The 23109-nt window shown below is 73.8% G+C and carries 10 protein-coding genes and 1 pseudogene; 1 reads left to right on the plus strand and 10 read right to left on the minus strand.

The annotated features are described in order from the left end of the window. Positions 1–56 precede the first annotated feature (56 nt). Genes desII through hflX form a run of 3 tightly spaced genes read right to left on the minus strand, consistent with a single transcriptional unit; the run spans position 57 to position 4221 of the window. The gene (gene desII, locus EDC02_RS34675) at positions 57–1487 is read right to left on the minus strand and encodes a dTDP-4-amino-4,6-dideoxy-D-glucose ammonia-lyase (RefSeq protein ID WP_233606593.1); all 1431 of its coding nucleotides are present in this window, start codon (positions 1485–1487) and stop codon (positions 57–59) included. Positions 1488–1533: 46 nt separating this feature from the next. After that, positions 1534–2763, minus strand: a complete 1230-nt coding sequence (locus EDC02_RS34680) for a dTDP-4-dehydro-6-deoxyglucose aminotransferase (RefSeq protein ID WP_123606372.1) — start codon at positions 2761–2763, stop codon at positions 1534–1536. A 60-nt stretch (positions 2764–2823) separates the two neighbouring features. After that, positions 2824–4221, minus strand: a complete 1398-nt coding sequence (gene hflX, locus EDC02_RS34685; protein WP_199758113.1) for a GTPase HflX — start codon at positions 4219–4221, stop codon at positions 2824–2826. A gap of 446 nt (positions 4222–4667) precedes the next feature. On the opposite strand from hflX, the gene EDC02_RS34690 reads away from it, so the two are divergent. Then, positions 4668–5927: a transposase gene (locus EDC02_RS34690; RefSeq protein ID WP_123606374.1), complete on the plus strand. Its 1260-nt coding sequence runs from the start codon at positions 4668–4670 to the stop codon at positions 5925–5927. Here EDC02_RS34690 and EDC02_RS34695 read toward each other — a convergent pair. The 7 genes and pseudogenes from EDC02_RS34695 to EDC02_RS42595 all read right to left on the minus strand — a co-directional run bounded on the left by EDC02_RS34695 (position 5924) and on the right by EDC02_RS42595 (position 23080). After that, positions 5924–7834 carry a helix-turn-helix domain-containing protein gene (locus tag EDC02_RS34695; protein ID WP_123606375.1) on the minus strand — a complete coding sequence of 637 codons (1911 nt, stop codon included), beginning with the start codon at positions 7832–7834 and terminating at the stop codon, positions 5924–5926. The two genes, EDC02_RS34690 and EDC02_RS34695, sit on opposite strands and share 4 nt — an antisense overlap. 285 nt (positions 7835–8119) lie before the next feature. Further along, positions 8120–9460 (minus strand): crotonyl-CoA carboxylase/reductase, encoded by a 1341-nt coding sequence (gene ccrA / locus EDC02_RS34700; protein ID WP_123606376.1) that lies wholly within the window; start codon positions 9458–9460, stop codon positions 8120–8122. 106 nt (positions 9461–9566) lie between these two features. Next, entirely contained in the window at positions 9567–10283 is a 717-nt protein-coding gene (locus EDC02_RS34705; protein WP_123606377.1) for a class I SAM-dependent methyltransferase, read from the minus strand. Positions 10284–10291: 8 nt separating this feature from the next. Next, positions 10292–11602, minus strand: coding sequence for an activator-dependent family glycosyltransferase (locus EDC02_RS34710; RefSeq protein ID WP_123606378.1), 1311 nt, complete (start codon positions 11600–11602; stop codon positions 10292–10294). Next, complete coding sequence (locus EDC02_RS34715; RefSeq protein ID WP_148083760.1) at positions 11590–12894, minus strand: P450-derived glycosyltransferase activator; 1305 nt, start codon at positions 12892–12894, stop codon at positions 11590–11592. The genes EDC02_RS34710 and EDC02_RS34715 overlap by 13 nt, the downstream gene beginning before the upstream one ends. Before the next feature lie 49 nt (positions 12895–12943). Beyond that, positions 12944–18313, minus strand: a pseudogene (locus tag EDC02_RS34720) (SDR family NAD(P)-dependent oxidoreductase); the annotation flags it as partial. A 33-nt stretch (positions 18314–18346) separates the two neighbouring features. Further along, positions 18347–23080, minus strand: coding sequence for an SDR family NAD(P)-dependent oxidoreductase (locus tag EDC02_RS42595; protein ID WP_370461596.1), 4734 nt, complete (start codon positions 23078–23080; stop codon positions 18347–18349). Between the last annotated feature and the right edge of the window lie 29 nt (positions 23081–23109).

Below are 23109 nucleotides of genomic sequence, written 5' to 3' on the forward strand. Positions count from 1 at the left end.
ACCGCCGGGTACGTCGGTTTCTTCACATTCGTCGCCCGCGCCGCAGCCGATCTCGGTCAGCGAAGAAAACCGCGTCGTTCCCCCCACCCGTCAGCGATGTCGGTCTCCATCTGGTTCAACCGCGCGGTCACGGCCTGGTCGAATCCGTCCAGGAAGTATTCGTCGTCCGCCTGGGGGGTGACCGTCGCGCCGCTGGTCACGAAGGTCTCCATCACCTCGGTGAGGGTGGTGTCCGGCCGCACCGTGCCGATGCGGTAGCGGTCCGCGCCGGCCAGGCCGGGGAAGGCCGCCTCCCGATAGAGATAGACGTCACCCAGCAGGTCCACCTGCACCGACACCTGGGGGTGCGCGGTGGGCCGCATGGTCTCCGGCCGGATCCGGACCAGTTGCACGTCGGTGCCCATCATCAGGCTATGCAGGGCGTAGCCGTAGTCGACGTGCAACGTCGGGGTACGCTGCGCCGCCTTCTCCCGGAACCGGTTCAGCTCGTCCTGGAGTTCGGCCCGCTCGTCCGAGGAGAGCTTCCCGTCCGGCCGGCCGCTGTAGTCCTCGCGCAGGTTGATGTAGTCCAGCGGGCGATCCGGCGCCGCCTCGTTGAGCTCGGCGATGAAGTCGACCAGCGCGCTCAGCCGCCCGGCGCGACCGGGCAGGACGATGTAGCTGAGCCCGAGGCGGATCGGCGCCTCCCGCTCGGCGCGCAACTGCTGGAACCGCGCGAGGTTGTCCCGGACCCGGGTGAACGAGCCCTGCTTGCCGGTGGTGGCCTGGTACTCCGCGTCGGTCAGCCCGTACAGCGACGTCCGGACGGCGTGCAGGTCCCATAGGCCCTGCTCACCCTTGAGCTTGTGCTCGGTCAGCGCGAAGGAGTTGGTGTAGAGGACGATCCGGAATCCCCGCCCGGCTGCCCGGCTGACCAGGGCGCCCAGTCCGGGGTTGGTGAGCGGTTCCAGGCCGCCGGAGACGTACATCGCGTCGCGGTTGCCGGCGGGAACCTCGTCGATGACGGCCGCGAACATCTCATTTCCGCCGGCCAGCGAGGAGGCCTGGTACCGGGCGCCGGTGACCCGGACGCAGAAGTGGCAGCGGAACATGCAGGTAGGCCCGGGGTAGAGACCGACGAGATGCGGGAACGTCGGCTTTCTGGCGAGCACGGCGTCGAAGACACCCGCCCTTTCCAGGCTGAGCACGGTGTTCGTCCAGTAGCGGCCCGAGGGGCCGTTCTCGACAGCGGCCCGCAGCGCCGGGATCCGGATGAACAGTTCCAGCAGCCGCTCGAAGCCGGCCCGGTCCACGCCGAGTTCGTGGCGCGCCTGTTCGAGCGGCACGAAGGGCGCGTTCCCGTAGATGCGCGCCAGTGCCGCCAACCGGTGAGCGGTCGGGCCGATCTCGGCCAGCGGCACAAGCCCGGTGCCCGCCACCTCCTCGTGCAGTGCCTGCGCCACCGCCGTCAGATCGCTGCCGGGCATCGCGGAGTTCGTCACGGACATCTCTGCCGTCATGGGCCCTCCCACACGTTCATCCGGTCCCGGCCGGTCAGCCGGCCGGCACCACGCCCTGTCCACCGGCCCCGGACTGCTGGTGCCACCGGGCGGTCAGTTCGGATCCCCGGGTAGCCGCCAACCGCACGATGTTGCACACCCTGCGGATGTCCTCACGGGAGATCATGGAACCGGTTGGCAGCGCCACGACCCGCGCCGAGAGGCGCTCGGTATGCGGCAGGTGCACCACCTCCTGCCGGGACCGGTACGGTTCGATCTGGTGGCACGGCGGGGAGAAGTAGCGCTGCGCGACGACGTTCTCGGCCCGCAGCAGCTCGACGAGCAGGTCTCGGGGGAGCCCGGTGATCTCCTCGTCGATCTCGACGATCACGTACTGGTAGTTGTGCCGCTCGTCGGGATCGATGTCGATCACGCTGAGGCCCGGCACCCGGGCCAGTTCGCCGCGGTACTGCTCGTAGTTGTCCCGGTTGTGGCGGGCCACCTCCGGGAACGCGTCGAGCGAGGTGAGCCCCATGGCGGCGGACGCCTCGCTCATCTTGGCGTTGGTGCCGCCGGCCGTGCTGGGGCTCCGCAGATTGAATCCGAAGTTCGCCAGGCTGCGGATCCGGTGGGCCAGGTCGTCGTCGTCGGTGACGATCGCCCCGCCCTCGAAGGCGTTGACCACCTTGGTCGCGTGGAAGCTGAACACCTCCGCGTCGCCGAAGCTCCCCAACGGCCGTCCCTGCGAGGTGCAGCCGATGGCGTGGGCGGCGTCGAAGAACAGGCGCAGGCCGGTGTCGGCGGCCAGCTTCTCCAGCGCGTCCACGTCGCAGGGGCGCCCCCACAGGTGGACGCCGAAGATCCCCGACGTGCGGGGGGTCACGGCGCTGGCCACCGCCGCTGGGTCGATGCCCCCGGTACGCGGGTCGATGTCGCAGAAGACCGGCTCCAGGCCGAGCCACCGGACCGCGTGCGCGGTCGCGGCGAAGGTCAGTGACGGCATGATCGCCTCGCCGGTCAGCTCCGCCGCGTGCACGAGCAGTTGCAGGGCCACGGTCGCGTTGCAGGTGGCCACGCAGTTGCGGACCCCGGCCAGGTCGGCCACCCGCTCCTCGAACTCCCGCGCCAGCGGCCCGTTGTTGGTCAGCCACTGGTTGTCCAGCGCCCAGGAAAGGCGGTCAAAGAACCGCGTCCGTTCGATCCGGTTGGGCCGCCCAACGTGGATCTGCTGGAGGAAACTGGCGTGCCCTCCGAAGAGCGCCAGGTCCCCGAGATCGCGCTTCATGATCCTGCCTCCTTTCCGCGGTTCACGGCTGCGTCCGGCCCCGGGCGCCCCCGGCCCGGCTCAGGTCCTGGCGTATTCGTCGAGGTCGGCGGCCAGGTCGGCAGCCACCCTGGCCCGGAGCACGGTGCCGTCGGCGGTGTGCTCCTCCGCCAGCACCTCGCCGTAGGCGTGGATCCGTGCGACGAGACCACCCGCGGTGTACGGGATCAGGACGTGGACCTGCACCTCGGGATTCGGCAACGCGGTGCCGATGGTCTCCCGGAGCCTGTCGACGCCCTGCCCGGTACGGGCCGAGACGACGACGTGCCGGGGCTCGGCCTCCGCCAGCGCGGCCAGAGCCGCCGGGTTGGCCGCGTCGGCTTTGTTGACCACCACGAGCTCCGGCACGTCGCCCGCGTCGACGTCCCGGATGACCGCGCGGACTGCGGCGAGCTGCGCCAACGGCGCGGGGTGCGAGCCGTCCACGACGTGCAGCAGCAGGTCGGCCTCGGCCACCTCCTCCAGGGTGGAGCGGAACGCCTCCACCAAGTGGTGCGGCAGGTGGCGGACGAACCCGACGGTGTCGGTGATGGTGTACGCCCGCCCGGCCGGGGTGATGGCCCGGCGGACGGTCGGGTCGAGGGTGGCGAAGAGCGCGTTCTGCACCAGCACGCCGGCCCCGGTGAGCCGGTTGAGCAGCGAGGATTTCCCGGCGTTGGTGTAGCCGGCGATGGCGACCGACGGGATGCTGCTGCGCCGCCGCTCCTGGCGCTTGAGTTCCCGGCCGGTCCGCATCTCGGCGATCTCCCGGCGGAGCCGGGCCATCTTCTCGTGGATCCGCCGCCGGTCGGTCTCGATCTTGGTCTCACCCGGTCCCCTGGTGGCCATGCCACCGCCGCCACCACCGCCCATCTGCCGGGAGAGCGACTGACCCCAGCCGCGCAACCGGGGCAGCATGTACTGCATCTGGGCCAGGGCCACCTGCGCCTTGCCCTCGCGGGACGTGGCGTGCTGAGCGAAGACGTCGAGGATCAACGCGGTGCGATCCACCACCTTCGCGTCGACGACCTGCTCCAGGCGTACCAGCTGGGCGGGGCTGAGTTCACCGTCGCACACCACCGTGTCAGCGCCGGCCGCCCGGACGATGTCCCGTAGTTCCCGGGCCTTGCCGGACCCGAGGTAGGTTCCCGGGTCGGGCCGGCCGCGGCGCTGGATCACCCCGTCGAGCACCATCGCCCCCGCCGTCTCAGCCAGCGCCGCCAGCTCGGCCAGGGACCGTTCGGCCTCGTCGAGCGTGCCGGCGGTCCAGACCCCGACCAGCACCACCCGTTCCAGCCGTACCTGCCGGTACTCGACCTCGGTGACGTCGGTCGTCTCGGTGGACAGGCCGACGACCCGCCGCAGCGCGGCCCGGTCGTCCCGGTCGAGTTGCGCACCGTTGACCTCCTCGGTGCCCGGCCGGACGTCGGCGTTGTCCATCAGGGCGTCAGCCCTCGCCGAGTACCGGGGGTGGTGCGGCGCGGAGGTCATCGGGGTCCTTAGCAGGTCGGTGGGGCGACGGGTCGCGGTAGGCCCCGACGGGGGGCTGGAACCCGGGGGGCGGGACCGGCACCTGCCACACATCACGACGATTGCCGATCTCCTAGAAGGCTTCCGGAGAGTGGCGCGGGATGCGAGGTTCGCCGATCACACATTTCGCTGCGGTCCGGGCCGTGAGGTGTGGTCGCGTCACCGGGTGCCGGGACCACAATCGACCACACGTTCAGGTGCACACCCAACTACGTTCAGTGCGCAACCGCCGTCGGCGGTCAAGTGTGGTTCCGACGCACCTGGGCAACACCGGGCCACCGGGCGATCGTGGGACGAGGGCCGGGCCCTGGCCGTGATCAGCGCATCGTCCCACCAGCAACCGGAGGAGAGTGCCGATGCCCGACGTCCGGGAGAAGAGCCGAGCGCGACGGGCCGATCTGGACACGGTGTCCAGGGCGTGCGGCACCCTGCTGGCCTCGCTGCCCCGGGTCGACCAGCGGCGCAAGGGCGAGATGTACGTCCGGGGCCTGCTGACCTCGCCCGGCCGCAAGACCATGCGCAACCTGGCCGCGAGCACCGACGATCCGGCGGCGGCGCAGAGCCTGCACCACTTCATCAGTTGCTCCACCTGGGACTGGACGGTCATCCGCGCCTCCCTCGCCCGCCATCTGGACCGGCTGCTGGCGCCCCGGTCCTGGGTGGTGCGATCGATGTTGGTGCCGAAGACCGGCCGGCACTCGGTCGGGGTGGAACGTCGGTACGCGCCGGCGCTCGGCGAGACGGTCAACAGCCAGCAGAGCTACGGGCTCTGGCTCGCCTCGGAGACAGCCGCCGCGCCGGTCAACTGGCAGCTGTCCATCAGTAAAGGGTGGCTCCAGGACAACCGGACGCGGATCCGCGCCACCGTCCCCGACGACGAGGACGGCACGACCGGCGACGGAGCGGCGGTTCAGGCGGTGCTGAAGGCCGCAGCTTGGGGCATCGAGCCGCGTCCGGTGGTAATGGACGCCCGGTACTCGGCGCTGCCCCCGCTGGTGGAGGCGTTCACCGCGGCGGGGTTGCCGTTCCTGCTGCGGGTCAACGGGGGCTGCACTCTGCTGGCCGCCGGGGTCGGCCAAAGCAAGAACCGGGTCTCGGCGGCCTCCGCCGAACACCTGCTCGGCCTGGCGCGGGCCCAGCGCCGCCCGGTGGAATGGATCGACCCGGCCAGCCCCGGGTCCCGGCGTACCAGCCTGGTGGCACCCTTGCAGGTGTACTGGCCGAGTACGCTCGACGCCCGCCCGCCCGGCCCGTACGCCGGGTCCGCTGCCGGGTCGACCCGGACGGCCGCCCTCGGGCTACCGCTGACGCTGCTCGGCACGTGGCAGACATACGAGCGCGGGGTGCGGCAGGTGTGGCTGACCAACATGACCGGTGCCGGCTACGGCCCGCTGCTGCGGCTGAGCCGGCTCACCCGCCGGGTCGAGACCGATTTCTCCGACATCAGCCTCGACGTCGGAATGCGGGACTTCGAGGGCCGCTCGTATCCGGGTTGGCACCGGCACGTCACCCTCGCGTCCGTGGCGCACGCCCTGCGGATGCTGGGGCACCATGAGGCGCCGGTAGGCCCGTCCGGTCGCCCGGGTGCCGCCCACCGGGCCGGGGCCGGGGCCTAGTCGTAGCGTTCTGCGCAGAGCAGGTCCCGGACCCGGTGCAGGCGCAGGGCGAGCTGCGTGTCGAGGGCCCGGTCCGGTTTCTGCCAGTCGTTGCCGAGGAGCTGGGCGATGCGGTCCAGCCGTCGGGAGACGGTGTTCGGGTGGACGTGCAACATCTCCGCCGCGCGGGTTCGGCTGCCGCCCGAGTCGAAGTAGACCTCCAGGGTCTCGGCGAGGTTCGCGAGCCGCCGGGCGTCGTAGTTCAGCACCGGCCCGAGGACCCGGTCGACGAAGCCGGGAACGTCGTGGCCGTCGGCCACCAGCAGCCCGAGGAAGCCCAAGTCCCGCGAGCAGGCCGCCCGTCCCGTCGCGTCCAGCGCGACCAGGGCGTCGACGCACCGGGCCGCCTCCTGGTAGGTGCCTCTGACCGCGTCGGCGGTCCGCACCGGGCCGGCCCCGCCGGCGGTGACCGGCAGGCCGAGCAGCCCTCCCAGTTCGCGGGAGACGTCCCGGGCCCGGGCTCCCGGGTCGTCCCCGGGCAGCAGCAGCACCGCGTGTCCGTCGCGCATCGCCTTCATGCCGTCCAGCCCGTGCGCGACGCAGACCGCCCGTTCGACCACGCCGGGGGGGGCGGTGCCCTCGGGCCGGGCGACCACCACCACGTACGGACGGTCCAGGTCGGCCCGGGTCCGGCGCCCAGGTTTGCCGTCCCGGTCCAGCTCCGGCCAGGGACCCAGCAGGTCCTCCAGGAGCTGGTCGCCCGGACGGCCCCGGATTCCGACGGTCTGGGTCAGCAGCAGCGCGACGGACTGGGCGACGGCCGGGAGGGTCGCCACCCGCTCGGCATCGAACGTCTCGTCGGGGTGGAACAGCACACAGCCGAGGTCGTCGGCGCTGGCGACCACCGGCACCACCCAGGAGCCGGTGCTCAGCCGGGCGGGCTGGCCGGTGGTGCGGGCGCCGAGCCGGGCGCGGGACAGTTCCCGCTCGTCGGGCGACGGAAGCTCACCGACCACGGCCAGCACGGCACCGGTCCGGTCGCGGACCTGCAACGCCCCGCCCAGCCGGCGTACCGCGTTGGCGGCCAGGCCGTCCAGTCCGGCGCCGTCGAGGACAAGCTGGACCAGTTCGGGTTGCAGGCCGCCCACCTCCCGGGCAGCGCTCAGCTCTGCGCGGGCCTGGGCGGTCTCCTGCTGGGCCTGCTTGAGGTCAGCCCAGGTGTCGCAGAGCACGCTGATCCGGTTCACGGCGGTCGCCGCGAGGTCGGCGAGCAGGCGCAGGGCGGCAACTTCGTCCGGGGCGAAGTGCCGGATCTGCCGGTGGCCGACGTGCAGGTCCCCGAGGTGCCGGCCGTCCACGCACAGGGCCACCGACAGGACGGCGTGCAGCCCCTCCGCGCGGATCAGGCCGTCGGTGACCGGGTGGTGTTCGAGCCGCTCGTCGGCGAGGTGGTCGGCCGTCCAGGAGATCGACTCGCCACCCCCGGCGGGGACGAGCAGGCCGTGCCGGCGGGGCAGCCGGAAGCCGTTGTTCAGCGTGGTGGCCGCGCCGACAGCCGCCGCGACGTAGGAGTCGCCGGTCACCTTGTCGACCAGGCTGACGAACGCCACGTCGATGGCGAGCAGCAGTTGCGCCCGCCGGACGACCAGGTGCAGCCCGGCCTCCAGGTTCGAGGCCCCGGCGAGGTCCCGGGCGGTGTCGACGAGGGCAGCCAGTTCGACTCCGCGCCGGCACCGCCGGCCGACGGTTTCCCGCAGCTGCAGGGCAAGCCGCTTGGCCGTCACGATCCGGTCGAGCGCGGCCCGGTCCACGCCGTCGCGCTGCGCCTGCTGCACCAGTTCCTCGTACTGTAGGACGGGCGCCTCCCGGGCCAGGAGTTCGAAGAACTGAAGTTCGTGGTCCCGCGACGGAGAGCCGGGGCCAGTCATGCGTCCCACCACCTCGCACACAACGCCTATGGACATGGGCCAGGGATCCGGGAACTTCCGTTCACGGCCATCGATACACCTATCGTATCTCGCTGATCGCAACGGATTGCGCATGATCCTTTATCGACGTTCCGGCGTGTACGGACCGCCTCGTGCCCTGCCTCACCCACGCAGAGCTGGCCTTTCGCTGCAGAGACCGATCGCATAGACCGACCGGATCCGGCCGGTGCGGGGTCACGGACACCTCCCGACTCTCCTATTTGTCCCCAACCGTCGTGCGAGGTTTCACTCCGGCACGCGGAACCGGTTGATCGCGTGTAGGTGACGCTCCCGCAGCTCGGCGTCCCGCACCCCGAGCCCGGACCGTGGCGCGAGTGCCAGTACGCCGACCTTGCCCTGGTGGAGGTTGTGGTGTATGTCGTACACCGCCTGGCCGACCTCTTCCATCGGGTAGCAGCGGGACAGCGTCGGGTGGATCTTCCCCTTCACGACCAGCCGGTTGGCCTCCCATGCCTCCCGGTAGTTGGCGAAGTGGGTTCCGATGATCCGCTTCAGGGACATCCACAGGTACCGGTTGTCGTAGACGTGCTCGAAGCCACTCGTCGAGGCGCAGGTGACCACGGTGCCGCCCTTGCGGGTGACGTAGACCGAGGCGCCGAAGGTCTCCCGGCCGGGATGTTCGAAGACGATGTCGACGTCCTCACCGCCGGTCAGCTCCCGGATCTGCCGACCGAACCGCCTCCACTCCCGGGGGTTCTGGGTGTGCTCGTCCGACCAGAAGCGGTAGTCCTCGGCGACCCGGTCGATGATGGCCTCGGCGCCCATCCGGCGGCAGATCTCGGCCTTCTGCGGACTGGAGACCACGCAGACCGGGTTGGCTCCGCCGGCCAGCGCGAGCTGGGTGGCGTACGCGCCGAGGCCGCCGGTGGCGCCCCAGACGAGGACGTTGTCGCCCTGCTTCATCCGGGCCCCGTTGCCGGAGACGAGCTGCCGGTAGGCGGTGGAGTTGACCAGCCCCAGCGAGGCGGCCTCCTCCCAGGTCAGGTGGGCCGGCTTGGGCATCAGCTGGTTCGCCTTGACCAGCGCGATCTCGGCGAGCCCGCCGAAGTTGGTCTCGAAGCCCCAGATGCGCTGCTCCGGGTCGAGCATGGTGTCGCCGTGGCCGTCGGCGGACTCCAGCTCCACCGAGAGGCAGTGTGCAACGACCTCGTCGCCCGGCCGCCAGCGGTTCACCCCCGGCCCGGTGCGCAGCACCACGCCGGCCAGGTCCGAACCGAGGACGTGGTACGGCAGGTCGTGTCGCCGGGCCAGCTCGGACAGGCGGCCGTACCGCTCCAGAAAACCGAAGGTGGCCAACGGTTCGAAGAGCGATGACCAGACGGTGTTGTAGTTGACCGAGCTGGCCAGCACCGCGACGAGGGCCTCCCCTGGGCCGAGTTCGGGGACAGGCACCTCCTCGACGTGCAGCGACTTGCGCGGGTCCTTTTCCAGGCGGGAGAGGCCCGCGAACATCTCCGTCTCGTCCTTGTGCACGGTCACCGCCCGGTACGAGGGCGGCAACGGCAGGGCGGCCAGCTCCCGCGCGTCCGGCTCTGGAGCGAGGATCGCGTCGAGGATGCGGTTCATTTCGGGGGTATCTCGCACCGGTGTCTCCCAGGAGTCGGGTGGGGCGGATCGGGGTCAGGTCACGTTCCGGCGGCCGGTGCCCGGCCCGGGGTGCCGGGCCGGGCGGTCAGCGGTGGACGCCGACGAAGAGCCCCCGGCCGGACGGGCCGGGCGTCAGGTACTCCGTGGTGAAGCCGGCCCGCGCGAAGGCGCGCTCGTAGTCCGCCCGCTCGAAGAGGGTGATCAGGTGGCTCTCGTCGAAGTGCCGGATCCCGCCGTCGGCGCTGGCCACCAGGTAGTGCACGGTGATCCGGGTAGTGCCGCCCTCACGTACGGAGTGGGAGACCCGGGAGATGGTGAGGCCGTCGACCTCCAGCAGGCTCGCGCCCACGTACCCGGGCGTGAACGTCTCCGGGAACCACCACGGCTCGACGATCGCCACACCCCCGGGGGACAGGTGCGCGGCGAACCGGGCCAGCGTCCCGTCCAGTTCGGCCGTTGTCTCCAGGTGGCCCACCGAGCTGAACATGCAGGTGATGACGTCGTAGCGATGTCCCAGGTCGAAGGTACGCATATCTCCGAGGTGCAGGGCCGCGCCGGGGTTGCGCTGCTGGGCGATGCTCAGCATGTCCGGGGCCAGCTCGACGCCGCCCACGTCGTCGAAGAGCCCGGCCAGGTGCCGCAGGTGCAGGCCGGTGCCGCAGGCGACGTCCAGCAACGTCCGGGCGCCTGGCCGGCGGGCCCTGGCTAGGGCGGTCAACTCCTCCGCCTCCGCCGCGTAGTCCTTGCCTCTCCCCTGGTACACCAGGTCGTAGACCTCGGCGATCGCGTCCGCGTACATCATGGATCGTGTCAGCCCTTCCACGAGTGGTCGGTGGCAGTGCCGGCCGGACGGCCGGACCGGTGCTCTGCGGTGAGGGACTCCAGGATCCGGACCACCTCGGCCGGGGACGGCGCGGCGAGCAGCTCGTCGCGTTGCCGACGGGCAGCGGCCGTGATCGACGGGTCGTCGAGAACCCGGACCACGGCGGCACGCAGGGAGTCGGCCGTCAGCTCCTCCGGCCGGACGGCGATGCCTGCCCCGAGCCGTTCCGCCTGCTGCGCCTTGAGCGGGGCGTCCCACAACGACGGGATCATGATCTGCGGGACGCCGTAGAGCGTCGCCGTCGACCAGGTGCCCGCGCCACCGTGATGGATGATCACGGCGCAGCTCGGCAGCAGCACGTCCAGCGGCACGAAGTCGCAGATCCGGACGTTGTCCGGAAGGTCGCCGAGGTGGTCTCGCTGGGCATCGCTGAGCGTAGCCACGACCTCCACGTCCAGGTCGCCGAGAGCACCGAGCAGGTCCTGGAAGGAGACCACATCCTTGCCGTACGTCTCCCGGCTCGACACCCCCAGGGTCAGGCACACCCGGGGCCGCTCGGCCTTGGCCACCCACTCGGGCACCACCGAGGGACTGTTGTACGGCACGTACCGCATGGCCAACCGGCGACCGGGAACGGGCAGGCGGGTGCTCCCTGGTGTGGGGTCGACGGTCCACTCGCCGGTGACCAGGGTCTCCACCTCGTCCTCGCCGACCTGGCAGCCGTACCGGTGCAGCGTCCAGCGCAGCCACTCGGCCATCGGGTCCTCGCGCTGCTCGGCCGGCAGCCCCGCCAGTGCCTCGGTGAACAGCCGCCGGGAGTTACCCACCACGTCAGGCCCCCAGAGCAGCCGGACGTGCGCCGCCCCGACGACCCGGGCCGCGACCGGCCCGGCGTAGGTGAACGGCTCCCAGAGCACCAGGTCCGGCTGCCAGGACCGAGCCAGTGCGACCATGTCATCCATGGTGGAGTCACCATTGAGCGGGGCGAAGCACAGCGCCGTGAGCATGGTCTGCTGGCCGAGCAGGTACTCCCAGGTCAGCACCTCGGGCCGGGTCTCGGTGAAGTCCAGGCCTCGCTGGTACGGCACCAGGTCGCCGCCGATCTCGGTGAGCAGGTCGATGATCGCCTGGTCGTCGCCGACCGGGACGGCGGTCAGCCCGGACGTCACGATGGTGTCGGTGAGCGAGGGCTGGCTCGCCACCCGGACCTCGTGGCCGGCCGCGCGCAGCGCCCAGGCCAGCGGTACCAGGCTGTAGTAGTGGGTGTTGTGCGCGAAGGACGTGATCAGGACTCGCATCGGGTCGCCTCTTCCGTCGCCGGGCGGTCGTCGGACTCGGGGGTTCCGCCGTCCCGGTTGACCGGGAGCCGGGCGTGGCCGAGCAGGACGGGGGAACGTCGCCAGTGAACGTGGGGCCCCGCCGGCCGCAGCGTGGGCGCCGCCCCGGCGAGGGTCCGCAGGGCGGTCGTGACGACGAGCCGAATCAGCTCCCCCGCCCCGGCCAGGTACGGCACCCCGACGAGTCCGAGCGCCGGGGCCGCCGGGCGGGTCAGGTCGAAGCCGTCCCGGTCGGGGTCGCTCGCCGCGAGCACCGCCCGGTTCGCGGCGGCGACCAGCACGACCAGGTGACCGTCCGCCGGGACGAGCTGCCCGACGAGGGTGACGTCCTCCAACACGACCCGGCTCTCCAGGCGCACCGGAGGGAACCAGCGCAGGGTCTCCTCGACGGCGACGGCGGCCAAGCCGGGGTCGGCGCGGAGCAGGGCCCACTGCGCGGGCCGGTCGAGCAGTGCCCGGACCGCGCTGCAGAGCAGCGTCGTCGCCGGTTCGGCGGTGCCGACCGCCAGGGCGAGCCCGGCGGTCACCCGGTCGTCGGCCCGCACGTCGGTGGCCGGGCCGGCCGCGGGCTCGCCCTGGGTCGCTGCGGACGCCTCGGCGAGCAGGCCGGCCAGTTCAGTGGTGGCGGCCACCGTGGCCAACGCGTGCGCCACGGTCTGCGGGCAGAGCCGGCTGTCCAGGGTCCGGCCGACGGCGGCTAGGGCCTCCTCGAACCGGCCCTGCTGACCGGCGGGCACCCCGAGCAGGTCTGCCAGGACCGATGCGGTCAGCCGGCGGGCCAGGGTGGCGAGGTCCACGTCGGTCCCGGCCCCGTCGAGCAGGGCCAGGGTGCTCTTCTCGACCCGGATCCGCAGCCCCTCGGCGTCGGCGCGCAGGACCGGGCCGCCGAGCCGGGTGAGCGCGTCGAGTCGCCGCCGCGTCTCCGGCCCGTGGTCCAGCGCGGTGCCGGCCAGCGGCAGGATCCGCTCGGCGGGGCGGTGCCCGGACCGGGTCAGCCAGCCGAACCGGTCGTCGGTCAGCACCTCGCTGGCCAACACGGCGTCGCCGGTCACCCAGGTGTCCAGGTGGTCACTGCGGAACAGCGGTCCGTGCGCGGTCACCTGCTGCTCGTACGGGGTCGGGTCGTCGGTCTCCGCCCGCAGGATCAGCGCGTACGGGTCGCCGTGATTGCCGGCGAACCACTGCGCGGCGCGGGTCAGTTGCAGCCGGCGGGCCCAGGTCGCGGGGTCTCCACCGGTAGGGACTGTGGTCATCTGCGCTTCCTCCTGCTGTCGTCGGGTCAGCGGGGACGGACCGGACGGGTCACGGCACACGGGTCGGGCACACCTCGTCGAGCCACGCGTGCACGGTCGCGGCGGTGACCGCCGCGTGCTCGGTCATCATCGAGAAATGGGTGCCGGGCACTTCGGTGCTGGTGTGCGCGTCCGCCCAGTGCGAGCGCCAGTCCTGCCCGGCGTCGTCCGGCCAGGTGCCCATCGGCTCGCCGGCGTACAGGTGCAGCACGGGTGCCCGGGTCGGCCGGGGCGTCCAGTCCAGGAGCATCCGGTGGTACGCGCCCATGGCGGTCAACCGGGTGTCGTCGACCGGCAGGACGGACCGTTCGGTGGCCCAGGCCAGCATCTCCTCCCGCCACACCCCCATCGCCCCGGGCGCGGCGGGCGTGTAGATGTCCATCAGCACCAGGGCCACCGGCCCGCCGCACCGGGCCTCCATGTGCAACGCCAGCGCGTGTGCCATGTTCGCCCCGGCGGAGTGGCCCACCAGGACGAAGGGTCCCCCGGCGGCGTACGCCCGGACGGCGTCGGCCTGGGCGTCGAGCAGGGCGTCCAGCCCGGCGGGCAGCGGCTCGCCGGACAGGAAGCCGGTCTGCGGCAGCACAGCGACGTCGCGCTGGCCGGCCAGCGCTGCGGCGAAGGCCGTGAACTCCCGGGGGCCGGACGCCACGGCGGTGCCGGCGCAGCAGATCAGCGGAGGGCCGCCCGCCCCGGTAGCGAGCGGCACCGGCGTCGGGTGCCGCCCGTTCAACTCGGCCGGGTTGGTGAAGAGGGGGCGGAAGGTGGCGACGGTGCCGAGGACCGTCACCGCTTCCCCGGCCCGGCCGTCGCCGACCGCCCGCCGGTACATGCCGACCAGGGCGCTCTCGGCCGCCGACGGGGCCGCTGCGCCGGCCACGTCCATGCGCAACCGGTGCAGGTGCGCGGCGAGGGCGTCGGGGGTGCCGTGGTCGAAGACCACGGCACCCGGCAGGTCCAGCCCGGTGGCCGTGGCGAGCCGGCGGCGCAGGTGCACGGCGGCCAGGGAGTCGACACCGAGGGCGGCGAACTCCGCGTCGGCCGGGACCTCGTCGATGCCGTCGTGTCCCAGCACCTCGGCCGCCTCGGCGCGGACCAGGGCGAGCAGGGCGGCCCGGTCGGCGGTCGCCGGCAGGCGTCGCGGCACGTCGGCGTGTACCGGGTCGGTCGGGCCGGCCTCCCCGGTCGGCAGGTCAGCGAGCAGCGGGGCGGGGCGGGCGGCGACGAACCCGGCGGCGAACCCGGCCCAGTCCGTGTCGGAGACGGTCACCCCGGTCTCGTCGGCGTCCAGGATCCGCCCGAGGGCGGTGAGCGCGGCCCCCGGGGCCATCGCGCGCACGCCCCGCCGGCGCAGGTACTCCTCCCCCGCGCCCTCGCCCATCCCGGCCCCACCCCAGACGCCCCAGGCGACGGAGGTGGCGGGCAGCCCGGCGGCGCGACGGCGCGCGGCGAGCGCGTCGAGGGCGGCGTTGGCTGCCGCGTACGCGCACTGCCCGCCGCTGCCCCACACCCCGGCGGCGGACGCGAAGGTGACGAAGGCGTTCAGGTCGCCGGTCAGGTCGTGCAGGTGCACCGCCCCGGCGACCTTGCCGGCGCAGACCTCGGCGAACGACTCCGCGCTGGTCTCGCACAGCGGTGACACCTGCGGCACGCCCGCCGCGTGAAAGACCGCGGTGAGCGGCGCGTCGGCAGGCAGATCGGCGAGCAGGTCGGCCACGGCCGCCCGGTCGGCCACGTCGCAGGCGACCACGGTCACCGAGACGCCGAGCGCGGTCAGTTCCGCCCGCAACGCGGCGGCACCGGGGGCGTCGTCGCCCCGGCGGCTGGTAAGCACGAGGTGTGCTGCCCCGGCGCGGGCCAGCCAGCGGGCGGTGTGCGCGCCGAGCGCCCCAGTGCCGCCGGTCACCAGCACTGTGCCGCGCGGACGCCAGGACCGCCCGGCCGCTGGCGGCGGGGCGGGGACCAGCCGGCGGGCGTACGCGACGCCAGCCCGGACCGCCATCTGGTCCTCCGCGCCGGTCAGGGCGGCCAGGAGCCGGTCCCAGTCCCGGTCGTCCGGCTCGGCCGGCAGATCCACCAGGCCGCCCCAGAGCCGGGGCAGTTCCAGCGCGGCGACCCGGCCGAAGCCCCAGAGCTGGGCCCCGGCGACTGACGGACCCTCGCCGGTCGTGACGGCGACCGCCTGCCGGGTCACGCACCACAGCGGCGCGGAAGCCGCCCGGTCGGCCATGGCCTGGGTGAGGAACAGGGTCGCCAGCACCCCGCTGGGCACCGCGACGAACCGGGGATGCGGCCGGTCGTCGTCGCCCAGCAGGCTGAGCACCCCGTCCGGGCGGGCGCCGACGGCGGGGTCGGCCAGCAGCGCGGCGAGGGTGTCCCGGTCGACGTCGGAGGCGTCCACGGTCACCGGGGTCACCGTGACACCGGCGCGCCGCAGGGCGGCCTCGGCCGCGCCGGGCAGCGAAGGTCGGCCCGGGTGGGTGGGCACCAGGAGGACCCAGTGTCCGCCCCGCGACGCAGGCCCGGCGGCCGGCGGCGGCAGGGGCCGCCAGTCGATCCGGTACCGCCAGTCGTCGGCGGGCGGGGCCGGCGGCGCGGGCGGGGCCACCCAGTACCGCCGGTGCTGGAAGGCGTACGTGGGCAACTCGACCCGGCGGGCGCCGGTGCCGGTGAAGAGCCGGGACCAGTCCAGTCCGGTGCCCCCCGCGTATGCGGTGGCGAGCGCGGTCAGCAGGGTGACCGCCTCCGGCCGGCCGGGGCGCAGCAGCGGTACCAGCACCGGCTCCCGCCCGGTGTCGGTGTCCGTGATGCTCTCCTCGGCCAGCGCACACAGCACCCCGTTGGGGCCGAGTTCGACGAAGGTGGCGACCCCTCGGTCCCGGGCGGCGTGCACCCCGTCACGGAACCGGACGGGCCAGCGGACGTGCCGGACCCAGTACTCGGGGTCGCACAGCTCCTCGGCGGTGGCGAACCGACCGGTCACGTTCGACACCACCGGAATGCGCGGGGCATGGTAGGTGAGGCCCCGTGCCACCTGCCGAAACGGCTCCAGCATCGGGTCCATCAGGGGCGAGTGGAACGCGTGGCTGACGGTGAGGCGCTTCACCTTGTGGCCGAGGGCGGCGCAGCGCTCGGCGACGGCCAGCACCATCTCCTCGTCGCCGGAGAGGACGACCGCCCGAGGCCCGTTGACCGCAGCCACGGCGATCCGGTCCCCGTACCCGGCCAGCAGCGGCGCGACCTCGGACTCGGTGGCCCGGACCGCCACCATCGCGCCGCCCGGCGGCAGCTCGCCCATCAGCCGCCCGCGCGCCGCGACCAGCGCGCACGCGTCGTCGACGGCGAGCACCCCGGCAACGTGGGCAGCGGCCAGTTCGCCCACCGAATGGCCGAGCAGCGCGTCGGGGCGCGCCCCCCAGCCGTCGAGCAGCCGGAACAGCGCCACCTCGACGGCGAAGAGGGCGGCCTGCGCGTACCGGGTACCGTCCAGCAGCCGGGCGTCGGCCGAGTCCGGCTCGGCGAAGAGCACCCGCAGAAGGGGACGGTCGAGGTACCGGTCCAGCCCGGCGGCGAGTTGGTCCAGGGCGACGGCGAAGGCGGGGTAGGCCCCGTACAGCTCCCGCGCCGCACCCACCCGCTGGCTGCCCTGCCCCGTGAAGAGGAAGGCGGTCCCGCCGTCGCGCCGTACCGTGTCCCGGACCAGGCCGGGCGCGGTGCCGCCAGCGGCCAGCGCGTCAAGGGCGCGGCGCAGGCCGTTCCCGTCGGGTGCCAACAGCACCGCCCGGTGGGCCAGGGCGGCCCGGGTGGTGGCCAGGGAGAACCCGACGTCCAGCGGGTCCGGTCGGGTGGCTGCAGCCAGGTGCGCACGCAGGCGATCGGCCTGGGCGCGCAGCGCGGCTTCGGTGCGGGCAGAGAGCACCCATGGCGTCAGCGGCAGGGCCGTCGGAGGGGCCGCCGCGTCGGGCGGGGCCGGGGCGTCGGTGGAGGGTGCCGGCGGCTGCTCGACGATCACGTGGGCGTTGGTGCCACTGACGCCGAACGCGGAGATCGCGGCCCGCCGGGGCGCCCCGGACACCGTCGGCCAGGGCACCGCCCCGGTCACCAGCCGGACTGCCCCGGCGGACCAGTCGACCAGCGGGGTCGGCACCTCGGCGTGCAGGGTGGGTGGGATCGCCCCGGCCCGCATCGCCATCAGCATCTTGATCAGTCCGCCGACGCCGCCCGCCGCCTGGGCGTGCCCGATGTTGGACTTCAGCGAGCCGAGCCAGAGCGGGCGGTCCTGGTCCCGGTCGGCGCCGTAGGTGGCCAGCAGGGCCTGCGCCTCGATCGGGTCGCCGAGCCGGGTACCGGTGCCATGCGCCTCGACCACGTCGACCTGGTCGGAACCGAGCCGGGCGTCGGCCAGGGCCTGCCGGATGACCCGCTGCTGGGCCGGGCCGCTCGGGGCGGTCAGCCCGTTGCTGGCACCGTCCTGGTTGACCGCCGAGCCCCGGATCAGCCCCAGCACCCACCGGCCGTCGCGGACGGCGTCGGAGAGGCGTTGCAGGACCAGTACGCCGACGCCCTCCGCCCAGCCGGTGCCGTCCGCGCCCGCGCCGAACGCCTTGCAGCGGCCATCGGCCGCCAGGCCCCGCTGCCGGGAGAACTCGACGAACGCCGCCGGGTCCGGCATCACGGCCACTCCGCCGGCCAGCGCCAGCCCGCACTCCCCCCGGCGCAGCGCCTGCACCGCCAGGTGCACCGCGACCAGCGAGGACGAGCAGGCCGTCTCGACGGTCAGCGCCGGGCCCTCCAGCCCGAGTACGTACGAGATCCGTCCGGACAGGACGGCGTCCGCGCTGCCGGTCAACCGGAAGCCCGCCGACCCTTCGGGCACCTGCAGCGGGCCGGCCGCGTACCCCTGGTGGGCAGCACCGATGTAGACTCCGGTCCGGGAGCCGCGCAGGCTGTGCGGATCCGTCCCGGCGCGCTCCAGCGCCTCCCAGGACACCTCCAGCAACAGCCGCTGCTGCGGGTCCATCACGATCGCCTCGTGCGGAGAGATCCCGAAGAAGGCGGCGTCGAAGTCGCCCGCCCCGGCCAGGAACCCGCCCCGCCGGCAGTAGGTGGTGTGCGGCGACTCGGGATCCGGGTCGTACACCGCGTCGACGTCCCAGCCCCGGTCGGCGGGGAAGTCACCGATCGCGTCGGTGCCCGACTCGACCAGCCGCCACAGGTCCTCGGGGGAGGCCACCCCGCCCGGGTAGCGGCAGGCCATTCCCAGGACGGCGACGGGCTCGTGGAGCGCTGCGAGCAGTTCCCGGTGCTGTCGGCGCAGCCGCTCAGTCTCCTTGACGGACGTCCGCAGCGCCTCGATCACCTTGTCGGGGGGCATGGCCATGGGTGGGGCTCCTTGAGGAAGGGGTCGGGCGGGTCAGGAGCCGGCTCTGTCCAGCGCCATCCGCACCAGTTCCTCCGAGTCGAGGTCGTCGATCTCGTCGGTGACCGGGTCCGGCTGGGACGGCACCGCGTCGTCGCGCAGCCCGGCCAGCACGAGCAGGCCGTCCAGCAGGCCGGCGTCACGCAGTCGGGCCAGCGGCAGGGTGGCCAGCGCCCGCCGAACCTCGGCCTCACCGGGTTCGCCGCTGGCTGGCGCGGGCGCCACCAGCCCGTCCAAATGTCCGGCGACCGCCGTCGCAGTAGGGTGGTCGAAGACCAGCGTCGCCGGCAACGGCACGCCGACCGCCGCCTTGAGCCGCTTGGCCAGGTCGACGGCGGTCAGCGAGTCGAAGCCGATCTCCCGGAACGCGGCATCCGGGCCGACATGCTCCGGGCCGGGGTGCCCGAGGACGGCGGCGACGTGCCGGCGGACGAGGTCGAGCAGGATCCGGTGGCGTTCCTGCGGGGCCGCCGCGGTGAGCCGCTGCGCCAGGTCGTTGTCGGCGGGCGCCGCCTCCGGCGACGCGGCGGCGGCCAGCGCGGCGCCGACCTCCGGCAGGTCGCCGATCAGCGCGCTGGGCCGGAACGCGGTGAACCCGGCGGTGAACAGGGCCCAGTCCACGTCGGCGACGGCGACGAAGGTCTCGTCCCGGTCCAGGGCCGCCAGCAGCGCGTCCACGCCCCGCTCGGGCGACATCGGCCGCAGGCCCCGGCGGCTGAGGTAGTCCTCGGCGGCGCCCTCCCCCATGCCGCCCGCGCCCCACAGGCCCCAGGCGACAGAGGTGGCGACGTGACCCTCGGCGCGACGCCGTTCGGCGAGCGCGTCCAGCGCCGCGTTGGCCGCCCCGTACGCGCTCTGCCCGCTGCTGCCCCACACGCCCGCGTTCGAGGAGTACAGGACGAAGGCGTCCAGGTGGTACCGCCGGGTGAGCTCGTCGAGGTGCCGGGCCCCGGCGACCTTCCCGGCGAACACCTCGGCGACCTCGGGTAGACCGGTCTCGTCGATCGGCACCGAGTGCGCGACGCCCGCCGTGTGGAAGACAGCGGTCAGCGGCGGGTCGGCGGGCAGGCCGGCGAGTAGCTCCGCCACGGCGGCCCGGTCCGCGACGTCGCAGGCGGCCACGGTCACCTCGACGCCCAGCGCGCGCAACTCTTCGACCAGGTCGGCCGCGCCCGGGGCGTCCGCCCCACGCCGGCTGGTCAGCACGAGGTGCGCGGCCCCGTCGGCGGCCAGCCGGCGGGCCACGTGCACGCCGAGCGCGCCGGTTCCGCCGGTGACCAGGACGGTGCCCTGGGGCCGGTACGCGCGCTTCTGGGGCAGCACGGGCGCGCGCCGCAGCCGACGGCCGTACGCGACCGCGCCACGTAGCGCGACCTGGTCTTCCGCACCGGTCAGCAGGTCGACCAGCAGGTCCCAGACCGGCCCGTCCGCCTCGGTGGGCAGGTCGACAAGTCCGCCCCACGACCGGGGCAGTTCGAGCGCGGCGACGCGGCCGAACCCCCAGACCTGCGCCTGGTGGTCGTCGGCGGTCTCGGTCGGCGCGACGGCGACCGCTCCCCGGGTGACGGTCCACAGCCGGGCCGTGGGCAGGGCGTCAGCGACGGCCTGGGTGAGCAGCAAGGTCGCGGTGGTGGCGACGGCGACGTCCGGGTGCTCGGGGTGCGGACGGCGGTCGGTGCCGAGCAGGGACAGCACGCCCTCGGTGTCCGGACCGGCGGCGGTGGTGAGCAGCGCGGCGAGGGCGGCCCGGTCGGCGGTGGCCGGGTCGACGCTCAGGTGCCGCACCTGCGCGCCCCGCGCGGTGAGCGCCGCCGTGGCCGCCTCGACCGGCTCCGCCGGCTGGTCCCCGGCGGTGACCAGCAGCCACCGTCCGGTCAGCGGGCCGCCGGTGTGCGCCAGCCGCTTCCAGCCGACCCGGTACCGCCAGCCGTCCACTGTCGTCGCGGCGGTGGCCGGAGCGGCGGGCTCCAGCCAGTAGCGCTGCCGCTGGAAAGCGTAGGTGGGCAGGTCCACGGCAGTACGGGCGGTACCGGCCAGGGCCTGGGACCAGTCCACGGCCACCCCCTGGGTGAACGCCTCGGCCGCCGAGGTCAGGAACCGGGCCAGGCCGCCCGCGTCTCGGCGCAGCGACCCGACGGCAACCACCCGGACGCCGGCCGCGTCCGCGATCTGCTGGATGCCGGGAACGAGGACGGCGTGCGCGGCGGCCTCCACGAAGGCGCGGTGCCCGGCGTCGAGCAGTAGCCCGACGGTCTCCGCGAAGCGGACCTGACTGCGGAGGTTCCGGTACCAGTACCCGGCGTCCAGGGTGGTGGTGTCGATCCGGGCGGCATCCACCGTGGAGTAGAAGGGGATCCGTGCCGGGCGGGCGGCCACCGGGCCGAGGGCGGTGAGCAGGTCGTCGCGCAGCCGCTCGACGTGCGCCGAGTGGGAGGCGTAGTCCACCGGGATCCGCCGGACCCGGACCTGCTCCGCCTCGTACGCCGCCACCAGGGCGGTGACCGCGTCGGCGTGCCCGGCGACCACGGTGGACTGAGGCCCGTTGACGGCGGCCACGTCGAGCCGCCCCGCCCAGTCGGCCAGCCGAGGCGTGACCTGGTCGGCCGGGAGCTGGACCGAGGCCATGCCACCGGGGCCGGAAAGCATCCGGCCGATGACCTGGGACCGCAGCGCGACCACCCGGGCGGCGTCGGCCAGGGTCAACGCGCCGCACACCACGGCGGCGGCGATCTCGCCCTGGGAGTGGCCGACCACCGCGTCCGGCTCGACGCCGAGCGAGCGCCACAGCTCGGCCAGGGACACCATCACCGCCCAGGAGACCGGCTGGAGCACGTCGACGCGCTCCAGTTGCGGGCTGCCGGCCGCGCCCCGGATCACGTCACCGAGCTTCCAATCGGTGTGCACCGCCAGCGCCTGCTCGCAGCGGGCCATCGACTCGGCGAAGACCGGCGCCTCGTCGAGCAGGTCGGCGGCCATACCGGCCCAGTGCGTGCCCTGACCGGGGAAGACGAAGACGGTCCGCCCGGTCGGCGCGGCGAGGCCGGTCGTCACGGTGGGGCCGGTCGTCACGGTGGGGCCGGGTTCGCCCGTGGCCAGCAGATCCAGCGCGTCGAGCGCCGGTTGCCGGCCGGTGGCCGTCACCACTGTCCGGTGGTCGAAGACGGACCGGGTGGTGGCCAGTGCGAGGCCGGTGGCGGCCAGGTCGGGGGCCGGGGTGGCCGCCAGGGTGTCGCGCAGCCGCCGGGCCTGCCCGGCCAGCGCCGCCGCCGACCGGGCAGAGAGCACCAGCGGCACCACCGGCGGCGGGGTGCCGGTCGCGGCGGGCGGGTCGGCAGAGGCGGAGGCCTGCTCCAGCACCACGTGGGCGTTGGTGCCGCTGACCCCGAAGGAGGAGACCCCGGCGCGACGCGGCCGGTCCGTCTGCGGCCACGGCCTCGCCTCGCGCAGCAGCGCCAGCTGACCGGTCGACCAGTCGACCTCGGTGGTCGGGGTGTCCACGTGCAGGGTCGGCGGCAGGACCCCGTGCCGCATCGCCAGCACCGTCTTGATCACCCCGCCGACCCCGGCGGCGGCCTGGGTATGGCCGATGTTCGACTTCAGCGAGCCGAGCCAGAGCGGCCGGTCGGCGGGCCGGCCGGCACCGTAGACGGCCATCAGGGCCCGCGCCTCGATCGGGTCGCCCAGCCGGGTACCGGTGCCGTGGGCCTCGATCACGTCGACGTCCGCCGCCGTCACCTGGGCGTCGACCAGCGCCTGCCGCAACACCCGTTCCTGGGCCGGGCCGCTGGGCGCAGTGAGCCCGTTGCTGGCCCCGTCCTGGTTGACCGCTGTGCCGGTGACCAGGGCCAGCACCCGGTGCCCGTGCCGGACGGCGTCGGAGAGCCGCTCCACGACCAGCATGCCGACTCCCTCGGCCGGCCCGAACCCGTCCGCTGTGTCGGCGAACGCCTTGCAGCGGCCGTCCGGGGCCAGCCCCCGTTGCCGGGAGAACTGTACGAACACCGCCGGGTCGGCCAGCACCGTGGCACCGCCGGCCAGCACCAGGTCGCACTCCCCCTGCCGCAACGCCCGTACCGCCAGGTGGAGGGCCACCAGCGACGACGAGCAGGCGGTGTCCACGGTGACCGCCGGGCCCTCCAGACCCAACACGTACGAGATTCGCCCGGAGGTGAAGCTGACCACCCCGCCGGTCAGCAGGTGCCCCTCCAGTTCCGCCGAAGGCTGCCCGGCCAGGTCGGTGTAACCGTCGTTCCAGGCCCCAACGAACACTCCGGTACGGCTGCCACGCAGCGAGTCAGGGGGGATAGCGGCCCGCTCCAGTGCTTCCCAGGAGGTCTCCAGCAGCAGCCGCTGCTGCGGGTCCATGGTCAGCGCCTCGCGGGGCGAGGTGCCGAAGAAGGCGGCGTCGAAATCTCCGACCCCGTCGAGGAAGCCACCCTCCCGGCAGTATGTACGCCCCGCGGCCGCCGGGTCCGGGTCGTACAGCGCGTGGCCGTCCCAGCCGTGGTCGTCCGGGAACGGGGAGATCGCGTCCGTACCCGAGGCCACCAACTCCCACAGCTCCTCCGGGGAGCTGACCCCGCCCGGGTAGCGGCAGGCCATGCCGACGATCGCGATCGGTTCGTGCGCCCGCGACTCGACCGCGCACAGTCGGTCGGAGACCCGGGTGAGTTCGGTGGTGGTCCACTTCAGGTACTCGCGGAGCTTCTGCTCGTCCGACATGCCCAAACCCATCCTTGTCCGTCGGTTCCGTCCGC

The sequence above is a fragment of the Micromonospora sp. Llam0 genome (assembly GCF_003751085.1).
Classification (GTDB): domain Bacteria; phylum Actinomycetota; class Actinomycetes; order Mycobacteriales; family Micromonosporaceae; genus Micromonospora_E.

Coding starts and splice junctions, on each gene's coding strand:
- desII (WP_233606593.1), bottom strand. CDS start 1,487: ATGTCCGTGACGAACTCCGCGATGCCCGGCAGCGATCTGACGGCGGTG.
- EDC02_RS34680 (WP_123606372.1), bottom strand. CDS start 2,763: ATGAAGCGCGATCTCGGGGACCTGGCGCTCTTCGGAGGGCACGCCAGT.
- hflX (WP_199758113.1), bottom strand. CDS start 4,221: ATGGACAACGCCGACGTCCGGCCGGGCACCGAGGAGGTCAACGGTGCG.
- EDC02_RS34690 (WP_123606374.1), top strand. CDS start 4,668: ATGCCCGACGTCCGGGAGAAGAGCCGAGCGCGACGGGCCGATCTGGAC.
- EDC02_RS34695 (WP_123606375.1), bottom strand. CDS start 7,834: ATGACTGGCCCCGGCTCTCCGTCGCGGGACCACGAACTTCAGTTCTTC.
- ccrA (WP_123606376.1), bottom strand. CDS start 9,460: ATGAACCGCATCCTCGACGCGATCCTCGCTCCAGAGCCGGACGCGCGG.
- EDC02_RS34705 (WP_123606377.1), bottom strand. CDS start 10,283: ATGATGTACGCGGACGCGATCGCCGAGGTCTACGACCTGGTGTACCAG.
- EDC02_RS34710 (WP_123606378.1), bottom strand. CDS start 11,602: ATGCGAGTCCTGATCACGTCCTTCGCGCACAACACCCACTACTACAGC.
- EDC02_RS34715 (WP_148083760.1), bottom strand. CDS start 12,894: ATGACCACAGTCCCTACCGGTGGAGACCCCGCGACCTGGGCCCGCCGG.